Source organism: Myxococcus sp. AB036A (assembly GCF_006547355.1).
Classification (GTDB): Bacteria; Myxococcota; Myxococcia; order Myxococcales; family Myxococcaceae; genus Myxococcus; species Myxococcus virescens.
Map to the genome: position 1 here is coordinate 1 of NZ_VHLC01000146.1, position 17,058 is coordinate 17,058.

14 protein-coding genes and 1 pseudogene are annotated in these 17,058 nt (G+C 68.4%); 9 read left to right on the plus strand and 6 right to left on the minus strand.

The features are described 5' to 3' along the window. From FL344_RS35435 to FL344_RS35445, 3 genes and pseudogenes are all read left to right on the plus strand, one after another. A pseudogene (locus FL344_RS35435) lies at positions 1-400 on the plus strand (alpha/beta hydrolase); the annotation flags it as partial. A 162-nt stretch (positions 401-562) separates the two neighbouring features. Then, on the plus strand, positions 563-2,356 hold the full coding sequence (locus tag FL344_RS35440) for a S8 family serine peptidase (RefSeq protein WP_141621636.1): 1,794 nt from the start codon (positions 563-565) through the stop codon (positions 2,354-2,356). Continuing rightward, a complete protein-coding gene (locus FL344_RS35445) occupies positions 2,353-2,568 on the plus strand; it encodes a DUF5818 domain-containing protein (RefSeq protein WP_011553331.1) in 216 nt (71 codons plus the stop codon). The genes FL344_RS35440 and FL344_RS35445 overlap by 4 nt, the downstream gene beginning before the upstream one ends. 16 nt (positions 2,569-2,584) lie before the next feature. Here the strand turns inward: FL344_RS35445 and FL344_RS35450 are convergent, their stop codons facing one another. The 6 genes from FL344_RS35450 to FL344_RS35475 form a co-directional block, all read right to left on the minus strand. Further along, positions 2,585-3,778: a type II CAAX endopeptidase family protein gene (locus tag FL344_RS35450; RefSeq protein ID WP_228565606.1), complete on the minus strand. Its 1,194-nt coding sequence runs from the start codon at positions 3,776-3,778 to the stop codon at positions 2,585-2,587. A 98-nt stretch (positions 3,779-3,876) separates the two neighbouring features. Beyond that, positions 3,877-6,432, minus strand: a complete 2,556-nt coding sequence (locus tag FL344_RS35455) for a 1-acyl-sn-glycerol-3-phosphate acyltransferase (protein ID WP_141621637.1) — start codon at positions 6,430-6,432, stop codon at positions 3,877-3,879. 12 nt (positions 6,433-6,444) lie between these two features. Further along, positions 6,445-8,166: an arginine--tRNA ligase gene (argS, locus tag FL344_RS35460; RefSeq protein WP_141621638.1), complete on the minus strand. Its 1,722-nt coding sequence runs from the start codon at positions 8,164-8,166 to the stop codon at positions 6,445-6,447. A 75-nt stretch (positions 8,167-8,241) separates the two neighbouring features. Next, the gene (locus FL344_RS35465) at positions 8,242-9,939 is read right to left on the minus strand and encodes a hybrid sensor histidine kinase/response regulator (protein WP_141594454.1); all 1,698 of its coding nucleotides are present in this window, start codon (positions 9,937-9,939) and stop codon (positions 8,242-8,244) included. Between the two features lie 101 nt (positions 9,940-10,040). Beyond that, positions 10,041-10,772 carry a HEAT repeat domain-containing protein gene (locus FL344_RS35470; protein ID WP_141621639.1) on the minus strand — a complete coding sequence of 244 codons (732 nt, stop codon included), beginning with the start codon at positions 10,770-10,772 and terminating at the stop codon, positions 10,041-10,043. A 91-nt stretch (positions 10,773-10,863) separates the two neighbouring features. Beyond that, positions 10,864-12,039: a DnaJ C-terminal domain-containing protein gene (locus FL344_RS35475; protein ID WP_141594456.1), complete on the minus strand. Its 1,176-nt coding sequence runs from the start codon at positions 12,037-12,039 to the stop codon at positions 10,864-10,866. A 112-nt stretch (positions 12,040-12,151) separates the two neighbouring features. Between FL344_RS35475 and FL344_RS35480 the strand changes: the two genes are divergently transcribed. The 6 genes from FL344_RS35480 to FL344_RS35505 form a co-directional block, all read left to right on the plus strand. After that, a complete protein-coding gene (locus tag FL344_RS35480; RefSeq protein ID WP_228565607.1) occupies positions 12,152-12,850 on the plus strand; it encodes a hypothetical protein in 699 nt (232 codons plus the stop codon). Continuing rightward, on the plus strand, positions 12,847-13,341 hold the full coding sequence (rimI, locus tag FL344_RS35485) for a ribosomal protein S18-alanine N-acetyltransferase (RefSeq protein ID WP_141594458.1): 495 nt from the start codon (positions 12,847-12,849) through the stop codon (positions 13,339-13,341). The genes FL344_RS35480 and rimI overlap by 4 nt, the downstream gene beginning before the upstream one ends. Before the next feature lie 221 nt (positions 13,342-13,562). Then, positions 13,563-13,934 (plus strand): 30S ribosomal protein S12, encoded by a 372-nt coding sequence (gene rpsL / locus FL344_RS35490; RefSeq protein ID WP_002637381.1) that lies wholly within the window; start codon positions 13,563-13,565, stop codon positions 13,932-13,934. A gap of 150 nt (positions 13,935-14,084) precedes the next feature. Beyond that, the gene (rpsG, locus tag FL344_RS35495; protein ID WP_011553340.1) at positions 14,085-14,555 is read left to right on the plus strand and encodes a 30S ribosomal protein S7; all 471 of its coding nucleotides are present in this window, start codon (positions 14,085-14,087) and stop codon (positions 14,553-14,555) included. 144 nt (positions 14,556-14,699) lie between these two features. Further along, a complete protein-coding gene (fusA, locus tag FL344_RS35500; RefSeq protein ID WP_141621641.1) occupies positions 14,700-16,775 on the plus strand; it encodes an elongation factor G in 2,076 nt (691 codons plus the stop codon). Positions 16,776-16,919: 144 nt separating this feature from the next. After that, positions 16,920-17,058 (plus strand): GTP-binding protein (locus tag FL344_RS35505; RefSeq protein WP_228556459.1); only part of this gene is annotated, 139 nt, incomplete at its 3' end.

Here is a 17,058-nt window from a genome sequence, read left to right on the forward strand (position 1 = left end):
GGGCAAGCGGGGGCGGGACTTGGAGCTGCTGGCGGACGCGGAGGCCGCCATGCAGATGCTGCTGGAGAACGCGGGGGCCAAAGCGCTGGCGGTGGCGTCCCTCCACGGGGGGGCCCAGGTGGCCCTGGCGCTCCAGGCGAAGCACCCCGCCGTGGGAGGCCTGTGTCTGGTGGCCCCGGCCCTGGTGGCGCCGGAAGTCCTGTCCCGGGTGACGTGCCCGCTCCTGGTGGTACAGGGGGAGGAGGACACCCGGCTGCCGCGGGCCGCCGTCTCCGCCGCTATCGCTCGGACGGGAGGCGACTTGGAGGTCATCGATGATGCCGGACCTACCTTCCAGCGGAACCTTCCTCAGGTCGGCCGAGCTGTCGCGGCCTGGCTGCGGCGGCTCTCCGGCGGTTGACCGTTGTATCGCAAACCATCGTACTTCTTCACGTTTCTCCTCCTTGCCGCCCTTGCACGCAGGGAGAGGGGACATCCAGACTGTCGGTGCAGACCCAATCGTTGTGACGTTCGTTCGTAAGGGTCTTCCAGACGCGTGTTTCGTTTCTCAAGGAGTGGCCTGATGCGGAAGGTGCGATGGACCCTGGGTGGCGCGGCGTTGGCCCTGACGCTGTCGGCCGCCTGTGCGTCCGCTTCTCGTGAGCAGGACACGCCGCCTACCGCGAATCTGCGGGCGCTCGATGCGCGGGACGTGGTGGCGGGCGCCATCGTCGTGGACTTCAAGGACGGCACGACGAAGGCGGAGTTCGACGCCTGGGAGGCCGACTGGGGCGTCGACCTGGAGCTCAACTCTGTGGAGAGCGCCGACGAGGCCCTCACGGTGGCGGTGGGCGTGGACGACGTGGACGGGGTGCTCGAGCGCATCCGCCAGCACCCGGCCGTGGAGGCCGCCGAGCCGATGATGGAGGTCCGCGCCAGTTTCACGCCGAACGACCCGCACTTCGCGCAGCAGTGGAACCTGCGGATGATCGACATGCCCAAGGCCTGGGAGCGCAACCGGGGCAAGGGCGTGGTGGTGGCGGTGCTGGACACCGGCATCGCGTACGAGGACCACGGCGACTTCAAGCGGGCGCCGGACCTCAAGGGCGTGAAGTTCGTGAAGGGCTTCGACTTCGTCAACGACGACGAGCACGCCAACGACGACCACGGGCACGGCACGCACGTGGCGGGCACCATCGCCCAGGCCACCAACAATGGCGAAGGCGTGGCGGGCGTGGCCTTCGAGGCGACGCTGATGCCCGTCAAGGTGCTCAACCACTTCGGTGGCGGGAACACGGCGGACATCGCGGACGCCATCCGCTTCGCGGCGGACAAGGGGGCGGACGTCATCAACCTGTCCCTGGGCGGCGGGGCGTACTCGCAGGTGATGGCCAGCGCGGTGGAGTACGCGCGCAAGAAGGGCGTCACCGTGGTGGCCGCGGCCGGCAACGGCGGGCGTGCGACGGTGGAGTTCCCCGCGGCCTACCCGGGCGCGGTGGCGGTGTCGGCCGTGGGGCCGGACGGTGTGCTGGCGCCGTATTCCTCCTACGGCAAGGAGTTGGACATCGCCGCGCCGGGCGGTGACAAGCGCCGGGGCGACCAGGGGGGCATCCTCCAGAACACCCTCGACCCGCGCGACGTCTCGCGCTTCGTCTACGCGTCCTACCAGGGCACCAGCATGGCCACGCCGCACGTCGCGGCGGTGGCGGCGATGCTCTACGCGGCCGGCGCCAAGGGACCAGACGAGGTGGAGCAGGCCCTCTACGCGGGCGCGAAGAAGTCTGCGGACCAGGCGTGGAGCGAGCAATACGGCCACGGCCTGCTCAACGCCGAGGCGTCGCTCGCGTCGCTGCGCGGCGGCGGCCAGGCGCAGTGGCCGCCGCTGTACTGGGCGCTGGCGCTGCTGGCGTTCGTACTGCTGACGCTGCGAGGCCGTGCGCGGCCGGGCTACCTCAACGTGCTGGTGCGGCCCGCCTTCCTCATCCCGCTGTTGCTCTCGACGGTGGGCGCCTTCTTCCTGCGCGGCTGGTTCGGGGGCGCTGAGGGGGCCGCGGGGGACGTGGTGCAGGTGGCGTCGCTGCCCCTGCCGGACTGGGAGCGCATCATCTTCGGCCGGGGCCGGACGGTGAACCCGCTGTTCTACAGCGCGCTCATCCCGCTGCTCCTGTCGCTGCCGGCCATCAAGTGGCGGGGGCTGCGGTCGGCCATGGGGGGCCTGGCGCTCGGCTTCGCGGGCTTCCTGGCCTACACGGCCTGGGCCGGAGCGCCGGCGCTGGCGTGGCTGCCCTTCGCGTTCCTCGCCAAGCCCTGGCTGGGCTTCAACACCGTCATCTGCCTCGTCATCGCCCGCGCGATGCTCCAGAAGGAGGACGCATGAAGCTCACTGGCCGCGTCGTCTTCCGTGACATCGAAACGGGCGTCTGGGTGCTGGAGGGAGACGACGGCACCACGTACCAGCTCGCTGGCGGGGACCGGAAGCTGAAGAAGGACGGTCAGCGCATCGAAGCAGAAGGCCGCGTGGACGGGGACACACTCACCAGCGCCATGGTGGGTCCCATCTTCCACGTCAGCACGTACCGCTTCGTCTGAAGCGGCACGGCGTGGGTCAGGGCTTCAGCCCTGGCCCGGTTTGGATGCGGTGCGCGCGAATCTGCCGCTCCCGCTCCTCGTAGTAGGCCTCCATGGGCAGCTCCCCTCGTCGAGCCGAGGCGCGGAGCGCGCTCAACGCCTTGCGCTCCGCGTGCAGCGCGGGGGCCTGGGGGGACTCCAGTGTCGGCAGCGGATGCTGCGCGTCGTAGAAGTTGAGGGCCAACCCTCGCGAGTCCACGGCCACCAGCAGGCCCAGTGACACCGTGGCCCCCACCACCCAGGGAAGCATCAGTCGCACCAGGGAAGGCGTGGGGCCGGGCTCTTGGGCCTCCTCGTCGCTGGCGCGTGCGCCGGGCCCCCAGACGCCAGGCTGCCGCCGCGCGTAGGCGAGCAGGGCGCTCATGCCCGCCCAGCCCGCCGCGGCGAGCACGAGCACCAGGCGGGGGTCTGTCGCTTCAGACGTCGCTTCGGAGGCATCTGTGCCCAGTGCCTTGGCGGACAGGAAGAGCACTGAGGACACCAGGTTGTTGGCCGCGTGGGCGCCAATGGCGGGCCACAGCGAGCCGGTGCGCAGGTAGAGCCAGCCGAAGAGCAGGCCCAGCTCCGTGCGAGCCAGGAAGCCCACCGGGTCCAGGTGGAAGGCGCTGAACACCACGGCGGAGATGACCAGGGGCGCGGTGGTGGGCGCGGGTGCCGGTGGGGTGAGGCCTCGCTGGAAGATGCCGCGGAAGAAGAACTCCTCGCAGAAGGGCGCGGCCACCGACACACCCGTGAGGATGATGGCCAGCTCCAGCGGCGTCTGATCCGCGAACAGCTTCGAGCTGTCGAACATCCGCGTCAGCCACTCCGGCGCCACCGACTGGGCCAGGAACTGGATGGGAACCACCAACGCGAAGAAGTTCGCCACGCCCAGGAGGAAGCCGAAGACGGTGGCCGCTCGCGGCGCTGGCAGCAGCCCCGTGTAGAGGACCGGGCGCCAGCCCGCGTTGCGCAGCATCACCCAGCCCAGGCCCAGGAACACGACCAGCTCGGTGAACCAGATGCCGAAGGCTGGGTTCGCGAGCTGGACGGTGCCGCCCACGAGGATGAACGCGCCGAGTGCAAACGCGGCGCTCACCACCGCGAGCCATTTGGGGCTCGTGCTGAAGCGGGTGCCAGAGGGCGGCCCTGGTGGAGGGGGCGCAACATCGCTGGGGGGGGCGTCTTCCAACGGGCTTTCTCCTATTCCTCTCGTGCTCGAACCTTGACGCCCTTCATCCTGGCTCGAGCAGCGCGGCGGCGGGCGCGGACGGGGCCAGGGAGGGCCGCTCAGCCGCGCTTCAGGTACCCACGGATGTCGTCCACGAGCTGTGTGCGGGCCTGCTGCTCGGTGGCGGCGGGGCCCAGCGTCAGCTTCTTGTCGGCCTCGATGAGCAGCTTCTGGTCCAGGAGGAACGCCACCGCGTTCTCCAGCGTCACCTTGGCCAGGGATTCGGAGGCGGTGATGCGGCCGGCGTGGTACTCCGCGCGGCCCGTTTCCAGAGCCATCTTCACGAAGGACTTCCGGTCCTCCGCGGCGCCGGTGGCCACGTCCTGGAGCGTCAGGGCCGCCAGCAGGTAGGCCTCCAGGTAGTCGCGCAGCATGTCGGCCAGGAACTCCAGGTCCGGACGCGCGTGGGCCTCGGGGGCCACGCGGAGCGTCTCGTTCTCCTCGAGCACCAGACCCATGCGCTCCAGCCGCTCCACCGTCTCCGCGAAGATGGAGTCGAACGTGGTGCCCACCCGGTAGATGAACTCCACCTTGAAGAGGCGGGACAGGAACAGCGCGCGCTCCTTCACGGTGTCGTAGGGCGCGGGGCTGCCGCTGGCCAGCATGGCGTTGGCCACGAGGCTCCGGGAGGCCACCAGGTTCATCAGCGTGTTCTTGTAGAAGGACAGCTCCGGGCGGCGTGCCTCCTCCACCTGGTAGATGACCTCGCCACGCGCTTCCTGGGTGCGCACCATCTCGTCGGAGATGAACGTGCGCATGGCGTCCTGGATGGCGCCCATCGTCTCCGGGTTGCTGGGGGCGTTGCGCATCTCCACCGACTGCGGCGAGCCCTCCTCCACGGCGATTCGGCGCAGGATGTTGATGCGGTCCGCCATCTCCCGCTGCGTCAGGCCGCGGCGCCGGTGCGAGAGCAGGGCGGTGCTGACCAGCGCGTGCGGCGTCACCGTGGACACCTTGCTGATGCCGTACATCACCCGGTTGCCCAGCGCGCGGACGAGCCCCTTCTTCTGCTCGTCCGACACCGGTTCGTCCGGATTGATGCCACGCGCCTGCATGAACGCGCGCAGGGAGATGGGCTCATCGAAGCCCAGGTGGATGCGGCCGTACCGCGCCGCCAGCACCTTGGGCGTGCTCAAGAGCGCCTTGAGGTCCTCGGGCTTCTTTTCTCCGCCAGCCAGCTCCTTCGAGTAGCTGCTGGACTCGACGACCTTCTCGTAGTCGATGGCCACCGGCACGAAGATGAGGTCATCGCGCGCGCCCTCCAGCACGGACTCCACCTGCCAGGTGAACATGCCCAGCTTGGGCAACAGCAGCTTGCCCGTGCGCGAACGGCCGCCTTCCGGGAAGAACTCCTGGTGGATGCCGTCGTGCACCAGCTTGCGCACGTAGGCCTTGAAGGACGCGGCGTAAACCTTGTCGCCCTTGAAGGAGCGCCGGAGGAAGAACGCGCCACAGCGGCGGAAGAACGTGCCCAGGGGCCAGAAGGAGAGGTTGGCGCCCGCGGCCACCAGGGGCACCGCGTAGCCCCGGTTCCACAGCACCCAGCTCATCACCAGGTAGTCGACGTGGCTCTTGTGGCTGGGGCACAGGACGATGGGCGCGTGGCTCGCGGCCTTGAGCGCGCGGTGGAGGCCAGCCTCGTCCACGTGCATGCCGTCATAGATGCGGTTGAACACCCACTCCAGCACGGGGGAGGTAAATGCCAGCGCGGTGGGGCTGGGCTTGGCGGCAATGGCCTCCAGGTTGCGGCGAGCCTCGCGCAGGACACTCTCCGGCTTGCGCCCGGATTCCGCCGCGCACTCCTCCACCACCTTGCGCAGGGACCTGTCGCGCAGCGTCTCCTCGATGACGCGCGAGGCGGGCTTCACCGGCGGACCGAACACGGCCCGTGTTTCGCGCGCGAGGTGGACGTGGAGACTGCTACGCGCCTTGCGGGCGAGCAGTTCGTCCGAGTCGCGAGGGTTCTCCGCGACGAAGCGCTGCAGGTCGATGGGCTCGCCCACGCGGAACTGCGCGCGCTTGTAGTTGCGGAAGAAGGCCAGCATCGAGTGCAGGAAACCCGGTGCCTCGGGGCTGCCGAACACCACGTCCACCCAGTTGGGCTTCAGGCGCGCGGGGCGCTTCTCCCAGACGAACAGCTCCGGCACCAGGTACACGGGCTTGTCGGACTGGCGGGCCATGGCCACCAGGGCGGGGAAGGGGTCCTCGCGCGTCTCCTTCCCGGAGGGACGGAGCAGGGCGGTGCGGCGCAGGAAGACCAGGCCGCTGCCCCCCGTCTGCCGGGCGTGCTCGAAGCGTTGCGTGAAGTCACCGCTCTGTTTCGCCTGTCGCCAGGGTCTGGTGAACCATGGCCGCAGGTTCACCACGGCGCGCACGGGCGGCAGCGCCCGGCGCACCATGGCCCACGTCAGGTAGAGGAAGTTCACCCAGGCGGTGGTGCGCATGACGTGCACCACGAAGCCCTTGGCGTGCAGGTTCCGGAGCTCTGTTTCCGCTTCCGGCGGGAAGTGCACGCTCTCCAGGTAGCGCGTTCCCAGCGCCCGGCCCATGGGGCCGAATTCGTCCTTCAGTGAGGACGCTCCCTGATTCGCAGACGGTGACAGCGCGGTCTCCAAGAATGCTCCCGGCTACATGTTGTCGGGCGTGGGAATGCCCAGCAGCGTCAGTCCCGCGGCCAGAGTAACCCGGGCGGCGTCGATGAGGGCGAGTCGCGCGGAACGCAGCGCGTCATTGCCTTCGACGTTGATGCGCTTGTCGCGCTCCTGGTTGCCCAGCGTGTAGTAGCGGCTGAGCGCCGACGCCACGTCGAGCAGCAGTCTCGCCACGAGGCTGGGCTCATACTGCTCCGCCGCGTCGCGGACCACCTCGGGCAGGCGCATGATTTCGCGCAGCAGGGCCTGCTCCTCGGGGAGCGTCAGCAGGGCCGCGTCGTAGCTGGCCGGCGCGCCACCGCCCTTGCGCAGCACGTTGACGGCGCGCGCGTGGGCGTACTGGAGATAGGGGCCGGTGTGGCCCTCGAAGCTGAGCACCTCGTCCCAGTCGAAGGTGTAGTCGCTGGCGCGCTTGTGCTTGAGGTCGCCGAAGGCAATGGCGCCCAGGGCGATCTGCTCGGAGAGGGCGTCCGCGTCATCCGTCTGGATGCGGCCGGCCTCCACGTTCTCCCGCACCTTGACGGAGACGCGGTCGCGCGCCTCGTCCAGCACGTCGTTGAGCTGAACCACCTGGCCCTTGCGCGTGCTCATGCCGTGGATGCGGCCGAACGCGACGTGGACGGCGCGGTCGGCCCAGGGCAGGTCCATCTCCTTCAGCGTGCGGAACACCTGCCGGAAGTGCAGCGCCTGGTCCTGCGCGACGACGTAGAGCGACTTGTCGAATTGGAAGCGCTCGTACCGGTCTTGCGCGGCGGCCAGGTCACGCGTGGCGTACAGCGTGCTGCCGTCGTTCTTCTTCAGCAGGATGGGCGGCTCGTTCTCCGCGTAGGGCAGGTCGACGATGAGCGCGCCCTGCGACTCCTTCACGCCGGGCTTCTTCGCAATCTGGTCGACGACCGCGTCCATCTTCCCCTGGTAGCGGCTCTCTCCCTCGATGTGCTCGAACTCGATGCCCATCCGCGCGTAGATCTTCTTGAAGCCCTTGATGCTGGTGTCCCGGAACTGGTTCCAGAGCTTGAGGGCCTCGGCGTCACCGGCTTCCATGCGGCGGAAGAAGGCGCGGGCCTTCTCGTCGAACTCGGGCTCGGCCTCGGCGCGCTTGTTGGCCTTGACGTACACCTCCACCAGGTGGCCCATGTCGTCGATGCGGGCCGGGTCGCCGTACTCCTGGAAGCCCACGGCCACCAGGCCGAACTGTTTGCCCCAGTCGCCCAGGTAGTTGATGCCTTCCACCCGCCAGCCCAGCGCCCGGTAGATGTTGGCGATGCAGTGGCCGAGGAACGTCGTGCGGATGTGGTGGAAGCCAATGGGCTTGGCGATGTTCGGCGACGAGTAGTCGATGGCCACCGTCTTGCCGCGGCCCGCGTCCTCGTCACCGCCGTAGCGGATGCCCGCGCCTCGCGCGGCGTCGATGACCTCCGCCGTGAAGGGCAGGATGGGGAAGCGCGCGTTGACGTACGGACCCACGGCCTTGATTTCCAGCCCGGGGACGCTGAGCGACTGCGCCAGCCCGGCGGCGATGGCGGGGGGGGCCTTCTTCTGGGCCTTGGCGAGAGGGAAGGTGGCGAAGCTGAGGTCGCCGTGCGCCGGCTCGGCGGGCTTGACCTGGGCTTCGATGTCGGCGGCCGGTACGCCCAGGGCAGTGGCAAGAGCCTGGGCGAAGGCGGCGCGGTAACGGGAGTAGACGGATGTGCTCATGGGACCGCGGGGATACTAGACAAACCGAGGTGGCTTCCGGCCACCTCTTGTTCGCGCCCGCGGCGAATCCCCCAATCAAGGCACGGCGGGGGCTCGCCGGCTGGGCCGGACCACCGCGGAGACGGTGTCCAGCAGCTTGGGCAGGTTGAGGGGCTTTTCGAAGAAGCCGTCGATGCGCTCCAGCCCCTGGCCCGAGGTGAGTGACGCCACCTCGGTGGCTCCGGAGATGATGTACACGACGATGTCCGCCAGCGACTCGTTGCCACGGATGTAGCGGAGCACCGACTGCCCGTCCTCCTCGCTCAGCCGCAGGTCGAGCAGGACCATGGCTGGCCGGATGTGGGAGAGAATGGACCGTGCCTCGGATGCGCCCGAGGTGGCCATCACCCGGTAGCCCTCCTGCTCCAGCACCTGCTGCAGCACCTCGCGGCAGTCGGCGTCGTCCTCCACCAGCAGGATGCCGCCGCTCTTGGGCGCCGCCTGGGTCATCTCCGGCGCGCTGACGGCGCCGGCGAACATGGGGAGCACCATCTGGAACGTGCTGCCCTCGCCCAGGACGCTGCTGCTCTCCATGCGTCCGCCGTGGAGGGCGACAATCTTCCCCACCAGAGGCAACCCGAGCCCCGCACCGGGCGGCCGGGGCATGCCCGGGGTGGCGCGGTAGAAGGCGTCGAAGACGTGCTCCAGGGCCTCGCTGGACATGCCCGGACCGCTGTCCTTCACGGTCAGCATCGCCAGGCCATCCTCGGCGGAGACGCGCACCTCGACGGTGTCGTCCGCCTCGCTGTGGTGGATGCCGTTCTCCACGAGGTTGTGGATGGCCTCGGCGATGCGCTCTCGGTCGCCGCGGACGAACACCTCGGGGCAGGGGGGAATCACCACGCGCACCTTGCAGTGCTCCGCGAGCGCCCCCAGTGAGCGCACCACTTCCTCCGCCACGGCCTTGAGGCCGAAGGGGCGCTGATTGAGCTGCATCTTCCCGGACTGGAGCCGGGACATGAGCAGCAAATCGTTCACCATGCGCAGCATCCGGTCCGAGTTCCGGTCGCAGATCTGCACCGCGCGGCGCTGGGCATCCGTGAGGGGCCCCAGCTTCTCGCGGCCCATCATCGCCAGGTAGGACTTGATGGTGGTGAGCGGGTTCTTCAGGTCGTGCGAGACGTTGCCCAGCAGCTCCTCGCGGTTCTGTTCCAGGCTCTTGAGGCCAGCGATGGCCGTCTGCAGGTCCTTGTTGCGGCGGGCGCTGTCGTCACGCAGGCGCGCCACCTCGTAGGCGGCGGTGAGCTGCGCGGCCAGTGACTGCAACAGCGTGTCGGACGGTTCGCGCCGGGAGCCCAGCACCACCAGGACGCCACCAACGCCCTGCGGGCCCTCGAGTGGCACGGCGACCGTGTCCCCATCACGCAGCAGCGCCTTCTGGGAGAAGGCCCGGCCCACCACACCCTCACCGGGGACGGCGGCGGTGACGCGGTCGTCGTAGCGGCCTCGCACGTGCTCGACGTGGAGCTGCTCCCGAGATGGGAAGTAGCGCGCCACGTAGCAGACCTTCGGCTTGAGGAGCGTGTGGATGGTCTGCAGGTGGGAGCGGAGCGCTTCGGTGGGCCCCGCGTTGTCCGTCAGGTGCCGAGACATCTCCAGCAGGGCGCGGTGAGCCACATCCGCATCCACCGAGGGGAGCGGCTTCGCGGGCCGCTTCGGAGTCTTCTTGGCCGCCTTCGCAACCGGACGCAGCGGTACGACTTCCGCCAGCGTCCCCTTCTTCTTTGAGCGCACGGGGTGAATCCTTGCTCAAGTTCCGCGCGCATGTGAACGGCCTCTGGCTTCCGAGGCCTTCCGGAGGACAGTGGCCGTGTCGGCTGGCCGACAGCCGGGGCTCAGGCCCGGCGCTGGATGCGCTGGTCGTTGCCCAGGGCGTAGGGCTCCACCAGCAGCGGCTGCACCTTCTCCTGGTAGCCCTCCACGGAGAAGCCGCCTTCCGCCAGCGCGCTGAGTACGGACGTCTGCACCCGGCGAGCCGTCTCATCGGCGGTGAGCAGCTTCAGCATGGGCTCGCGCGCCGGCTCGTACTTGAAGACGCCCAGCGCCTTGAGCGCGGCGATCTTCACGTCGTCCGACATGTCCTCCAGGAAGGGCACCACCGCGGGGGGGATGCGAGGGTCCTGGCTGCCGGCCACGTGGTGCAGCAGCACCACCTTCTTCTCCGGGTTGCGAGTGTAGTAGGCGGACAGGTGCTGGAGCGTGTTCACGCAGGCGGTGATGGTCTCCTCCTCGGAGGTCAGCTCACCGAGCAGCCGCAGGGCCCACGAGGCGGCCTGCTCGCTGGTGCGCAGGAACTCCAGGATGGGCGGCACGGCCACGTCCTTGCCGAAGCTCTTCACCAGCTCGAACGTGTGCTCCTTCTCATCCGCGTCCGTGGTGAGCGGGTCCACGGTGAGGGTGAAGCGGCTGAGCAGCACGGACACGGCCTCGGGGACCTTCATTTCCCCTAACTGCTGGATGGCCTTCTGCCGGGTCGCGGGGTCGCCGTACTTCTGGGTGACCTTGGGCTTGAGCTTGAGGGCTTTCTCGGGGCCCGAGCCGCCCGTGAAGATGTCTAAGAGGCCCATGTGCGCGTGTGCTCCATATGGTTCGGCGGCGTGAGAAGGTGGGGCGCAGTCCGTCTATGACGGTGCGACGCCCAGGACAAGAGGCAAGAGGCTAGAGCGTCAGCTCGCGGCGGACGTCGCCCTGGTAGGCCCGGGCGAGCGCCTCGGCGGCGGCCCGAGCCTCGGCGGTTGTTTCCTCGGGAACCTTCACTTGAAGGTGGAGGTACAGGTCGCCCTGCGCTCCGCCCTTGAGCGAGGGAACACCGCGCCCCTTCAGCCGCATGCGGCGGCCGGATTGGGAGTGGGGGAGCACCTTCACGGTGACTTCCCCCTGGAACGTGGGGACGCGCACGTCGGCGCCGAGCAGGGCCTCGGAGACCGTCACTGGCAGATCGAGGTGCAGGTCGTCACCTTCGCGACGCACGAGGGGATGTTCGGCCACCTCGGTCTCGATATAGAGGTCGCCTGGGGGGCCGCCTCGCGTCCCCGCCGCGCCCTGGCCGGAGAGCCGCACCTTCGAGCCGGTGTGCACGCCCGCGGGAATCTTCACCGTCAGCCGGGCCAGCTCCTCCTTCACACCCGAGCCCCCGCATTGGGGGCAGGGCGGCGCGGCCTTGCCCGTGCCGTGGCAGTTGGGGCACGCGCCCGCGCCACCGAACAGGCTCCCGGAACGCCGGGAGCGGCCCGTACCGTTGCAAACGTTGCAGGTGGACACCGGTCCTGATGTGCCCCGGCCACTGCACGTGGAGCACCGGCCCGGGCGGTTGAAGGCCAGGGGGCGTTCGGTGCCGGAGACGGCTTCGGCCAGGGTGAGCTGGACGCGGACCGTCAGGTCCTCTCCACGCTCAGGCCCCGCGTTGCGAGCCCGACGCCCGAACATCTCGCCAATGTCGAAGCCCCCGGGGGCGCCGCCCGCCGCGCCACCGCCACGGCCTCCGAACAGGTCGCCGAAGAGGTCACCCAGGTCGAAGCCCTCGGCGCCATAGGGAATGCCCCCGGCACCGGCGCTCCCGGCCGAGGCTTTGTAGGCCCGATAGGCCTCCGCCTTCTTTTCGTCGAAGCCAATCTTCTCGGCGTCGGGGCCGAACTCGTCGTAGAGCTTGCGCTTCCGGGTGTCTGAAAGCACCTCGAACGCCGCGCTCACCTGCTTGAACTTCTCCTCGGCGGCCTTGTTGCCCGGGTTGACGTCCGGGTGGTACTTGCGCGCCAGCTTGCGGTACGCCTTCTTGACGTCCTCCGCTGAAGCCGACCGTTCGACGCCGAGGGTCTGGTAGTAGTCGTCCGCCATTTGTTCCCGCCGTGGTGTACCCGATTCAACGTAACCAGCCGGTAGGCACGCGCCAGCAAGGACTGTCCGGACCGTGCGAGATGTATAAAGTCGCCGGAGGATGAGGGAGCCCATGTCACCGCCTCGCTGGCTCGGCGCGGATACCCTGTGGCTTGCGGGCTGGCTCTCGCTGGTGCCAGCCGTGGGGACTGCGGCCACCCCGCCGGCCACCGTGGAGGGCCGGGTCGCGGACCGGGTAGTGGCCATCATCGAGGGCCAGGTGCTCACCCTGAGCGAGCTGCGCTTCGAGGCCCGGGTCGCGCTCCTCCAGCGAGGCGGCGTGCAGGCCCTGGAGCTCCCGCTCGACGAGGACACACTCCGGGGGGCCCTGGAGCTCATCATCAACCAGCGGGTCCAGGTCCTGAATGCGGACCGGCTGCAGGCCTTCCCTGCCGAGCCCGCGGAGGTCCAGGCGCGGGTGGACGCATTCCAGGCGGTGCTGGGAGGGGAGGCGGCGTTGAAGCGGTTCCTGTCCCGCCATGATGTGGACGTGCAGGGGCTGGAGCGGGTACTGGCGCGGGGGCTTCGGGCCGAGCGCATCCTGGACAGCCGCATCCGGCTGCGGGCGCAGGTGGGTGAGACCGAGGTCCGCCGCCACTTCGAGCAGAACGCGGACGAATATCCGCAAGGCTACGAGGCGGCGCGCGCCTCCATCCGGGAGAAGCTGGTTCGTGAGCGGTATGGGGCGCTGGCGGCGGAAGAGCTGGCGCAGGTGCGGGCCTCGGCGCAGGTGCGCCGCGTGGCACCCTTTGCCCGGGAGGCAAGTCGATGAGGCGGATGCGCGAGGAGCCGGCGCCCGAGGCCCGGCACGGCTACATCATCCGGCAGATGATGGCGGAGGACCTGCCCGCGGTCATGCTGCTGGAGCAGGCCTCGTTCAAGAACCCCTGGTCCCAGGACCTGCTCAAGCGCGAGCTTCAGCACGAATGGTCCACCATCCTCCTCGTGGAGGAGGAGCGGGAGGCGGACGGGCCGGAGCTGCTGGGCCTGGCCATCTTCTGGATCGTCCATGACGAGGTGCACGTGCTGAACGTGGCCACCGCGCCCAAGCACCGGCGCCGGGGCGTGGCGCGCGCCGTCATGGACGAGGTCCTGGCGCGGGGGAGGGCCAAGCGCTGCACCCTGGCCACCCTGGAGGTGCGCAAGAGCAACGAGGCCGCGCTCCAGCTCTACCGGGCCTTCGGCTTCCGTCCCGTCGGCATCCGGCCGAACTACTACGTCGACGAGGGTGAGGACGCCGTCGTGATGGTCCTCGACTTCTAACCGCACGCGGAGTAGAGGACCGCCCCGTTGTAGACCAGCCGTGCGCGGAAGCGCCGAGGCGGGGAATGGGACCTGGGGCCCTGGCCGGTTGTAGGCAAGGGACAGGCCGTGCTTGACACGGATAGGCCCCTTCCTATACTCGCGCGCCTTTCCGTTGTCTTGTAGGTAGATATGCGCCGCTTGGTGTCTCTGGCGGCGACGAACCCGAAGAAGAGGTATCAGTGCCGACCATTAGCCAGCTGGTCCGCAAGGGCCGCGAGAAGCTCGTCGTCAAGGGCAAGAGCCCCGCGCTCAAGGAGTCCCCTCAGAAGCGTGGCGTTTGCACGCGCGTGTACACCACGACCCCGAAGAAGCCGAACTCGGCCCTCCGCAAGGTGGCCCGTGTTCGTCTGACGAACGGGATCGAGGTCACGTCCTACATCCCCGGCGTGGGTCACAACCTCCAGGAGCACTCGGTGGTGATGATTCGCGGTGGCCGTGTGAAGGACCTCCCGGGCGTCCGCTACCACATCGTTCGTGGAACGCTGGACTCCGTGGGTGTCGCGGGTCGCAAGCAGAGCCGCTCCAAGTACGGCGCGAAGCGTCCGAGCTGATCGCTCGTCACGCGGATCACCTTCTGTAGCGCAGAGTCCGGACGCATTGCCCCGCACCCTGGGGAGCGTCCTTGTGAAGTTCCTCCTGCAGTACTTGAAGCCCCGTGGATTTCTCCCAATGGGAGTGGGGCGTAAGGGAAGAGAGAAGAGATGCCTCGCCGTCGCGTAGTCGCCAAGCGCAAGATTCTTCCGGATCCGAAGTTCCAGGACCGGCTCGTCACCAAGTTCGTCAACGACCTGATGCGGAAGGGCAAGAAGTCCATCGCGGAAGGCGTTTGCTACGGTGCCTTCGCCCTCATTGAGGAGCGCGCGAAGGAAGATCCCCTCAAGACCTTCAAGAAGGCCCTCGACAACGTCAAGCCGGTGCTCGAGGTCAAGAGCCGCCGCGTCGGTGGCGCCACCTACCAGGTGCCTGTCGAGGTCCGTCAGGACCGCCGCGTGGCGCTCGGCATGCGTTGGATCATCACCTACTCCAAGGCGCGTGGTGAGAAGACCATGCAGGAGAAGCTGGCCGGTGAGATCATGGACGCCGCCAACAACCGCGGCAACGCGGTGAAGAAGCGTGAAGACACGCACAAGATGGCGGAGGCCAACAAGGCCTTCGCTCACTACCGCTGGTAGGCCCTAGAGGCTTCGCGGTTACCGCCCGGGTGCAGAGGATGCATCCGGGCGGTTTTGTTAGATGTAGCAGGTTCTCTGAATCCGTCCGGCCGGCAGGTGTCGAGGCCTCGGGCCCGCCCTTCCTCCCTGGAGAGGTATTGAGTCATGGCCCGTGAGTACCCCCTCGATCGCTACCGCAACATCGGCATCATGGCGCACATCGATGCCGGCAAGACGACGACCACGGAGCGCATTCTCTTCTACACCGGCGCCATCCACCGGATGGGCGAGGTGCACGAAGGCAACACCACCACCGACTGGATGGTCCAGGAGCGTGAGCGCGGCATCACGATCACGTCCGCCGCCATCTCCGCCTTCTGGGCCCGGCACGACCAGCGCTACCGCGTCAACATCATCGACACGCCGGGACACGTGGACTTCACCATCGAGGTGGAGCGCAGCCTGCGCGTGCTGGACGGCGCCATCGCGGTGTTCGACGCCGTGAACGGCGTGGAGCCGCAGTCGGAGACGGTGTGGCGCCAGGCGGACAAGTACAAGGTCCCCCGCATCTGCTTCATCAACAAGATGGACCGGGTGGGCGCCGACTTCGAGATGTCCGTGGGCACCATCCGCGAGAAGCTGGGCGCGCGTGCGGTCCGCATGCAGCTGCCGCTGGGCGCGGAGGACAAGCACCGCGGCGTCATCGACCTGCTGAAGATGAAGGCCCTGGTGTTCCAGGACTCGGAGCAGGGCAGCCGCTACGAAGAGTCGGACATCCCCGAGGAGTTCAAGGCGGCGGCGGACGCTGCCCGCGCCGAGCTGCTGGAGGCCGCCGCCGAGCAGGATGACGCGTTGACTGAGAAGTTCCTCGAGGGCGTGGAGCTGACCGAGGACGAAGTGCGTGGCGCCATCCGCAAGGGCTGCCTGGGCCTGAAGTTGTTCCCCGTGTTCTGCGGTTCGGCCTTCCGCCACAAGGGCGTGCAGCCGCTGCTGGACGCGGTGGTGGACTACTTGCCCAGCCCGCTGGAGGTGCCGCCCATCCACGGCAAGACGCCCAACGGCGAGGACGTCGTGCGCGAGACGCGGGACGACGCGCCCTTCAGCGCGCTGGCGTTCAAGATCATGAACGACCCCGCGTTCCAGTCCCAGACGCTGACCTTTCTCCGCGTCTACTCCGGCAAGCTGGAGGCGGGCTCTGCGGTGTGGAACTCGGTGAAGGGCAAGCGCGAGCGCATCAGCCGGCTCGTGCAGATGCGCGCGGACAAGAAGGACGAAATCACCGAGTGCTATGCCGGTGATATCTGCGCCGTGGTGGGGCTGAAGCTGGCCGGCACGGGCGACACGCTCTGCGACGACAAGCAGCCCGTCATCCTGGAGCGGATGGATTTCCCCGAGCCGGTCATCGACATCGCCATCGAGCCGAAGTCGACGGCGGACCAGGACAAGATCCTCCAGTCGCTGCAGCGCCTGGCCATGGAGGACCCGTCCTTCCGTGTGAAGACGAACGAGGAGACGGGGCAGACGCTCATCGCGGGCATGGGCGAACTCCACCTGGAAATCATCGTCGACCGCCTCCTGCGTGAGTTCAAGGTCGACGCGAACATCGGCAAGCCCCAGGTGGCCTACCGCGAGACGGTCACCACGCAGGTGGAGATGGAAGGGAAGTACATCCGCCAGACGGGTGGCCGAGGCCAGTACGGCCACATCTGGCTGCGCGTGGCCCCCAATGAGCCGGGGAAGGGATTCTCCTTCGAGAACAAGGTCACCGGCGGCGTGGTCTCCAAGGAGTTCGTCGACGCGGTGAAGGCCGGGTGCGCCGAGGCCATGCAGAACGGCCCGGTGGCCGGCTACCCCATGGTGGACGTGAAGGTGGAGGCCTTCGACGGCTCCATGCACGACGTGGACTCCAGCGAGATTGCGTTCAAGATCGCCGGCTCGCTGGCCTTCAAGGACGCCGTGCGCGCGGCCACGCCCGTGCTCCTCGAGCCCATCATGAACTGCGAAATCGTCACGCCCGATGACTTCATGGGCGACGTCATCGGCGACCTGAACGGGCGGCGCGGGAAGGTGCAGGGGATGACCCCCCGGCCTGGTCGTGTGCAGGCCATCCAGGCGCAGGTGCCCCTGGCTGCCATGTTCGGCTACTCGACCGACCTGCGCAGCCGCAGTCAGGGAAGGGCGACCTACACCATGCAGTTCAGTCACTACGCGCCTGCGCCCAAGACGGCGCTCAACCGCTGAGTGGCTTCGGCCCGGCCGTGGACCGGTCGGGCGATTTCAGTTGACGTTGTGGCAGGTTTGGAGCAGGACGCAGCACCTTCGCAGTTGTTTTCCGCGAGTCGAGACGTGCCGGGCTTTGGACCGGCAACCCCGTGAGGAGAGGCCATGGCCAAGGAAAAGTTCGAGCGTAACAAGCCCCACGTGAACATCGGCACGATCGGACACGTGGACCACGGCAAGACGTCGCTGACGGCCGCCATCACCAAGGTGCTGGCGAAGACGGGCGGCGCCACGTTCCTGGCGT

Excerpts from the sequence above, each read along its gene's own strand:
- rpsG (WP_011553340.1), top strand. The coding sequence starts at position 14,085 with ATGCCTCGCCGTCGCGTAGTCGCCAAGCGCAAGATTCTTCCGGATCCG.
- FL344_RS35475 (WP_141594456.1), bottom strand. The coding sequence starts at position 12,039 with ATGGCGGACGACTACTACCAGACCCTCGGCGTCGAACGGTCGGCTTCA.
- FL344_RS35480 (WP_228565607.1), top strand. The coding sequence starts at position 12,152 with ATGTCACCGCCTCGCTGGCTCGGCGCGGATACCCTGTGGCTTGCGGGC.
- fusA (WP_141621641.1), top strand. The coding sequence starts at position 14,700 with ATGGCCCGTGAGTACCCCCTCGATCGCTACCGCAACATCGGCATCATG.
- FL344_RS35470 (WP_141621639.1), bottom strand. The coding sequence starts at position 10,772 with ATGGGCCTCTTAGACATCTTCACGGGCGGCTCGGGCCCCGAGAAAGCC.
- argS (WP_141621638.1), bottom strand. The coding sequence starts at position 8,166 with ATGAGCACATCCGTCTACTCCCGTTACCGCGCCGCCTTCGCCCAGGCT.
- rimI (WP_141594458.1), top strand. The coding sequence starts at position 12,847 with ATGAGGCGGATGCGCGAGGAGCCGGCGCCCGAGGCCCGGCACGGCTAC.
- FL344_RS35445 (WP_011553331.1), top strand. The coding sequence starts at position 2,353 with ATGAAGCTCACTGGCCGCGTCGTCTTCCGTGACATCGAAACGGGCGTC.
- FL344_RS35440 (WP_141621636.1), top strand. The coding sequence starts at position 563 with ATGCGGAAGGTGCGATGGACCCTGGGTGGCGCGGCGTTGGCCCTGACG.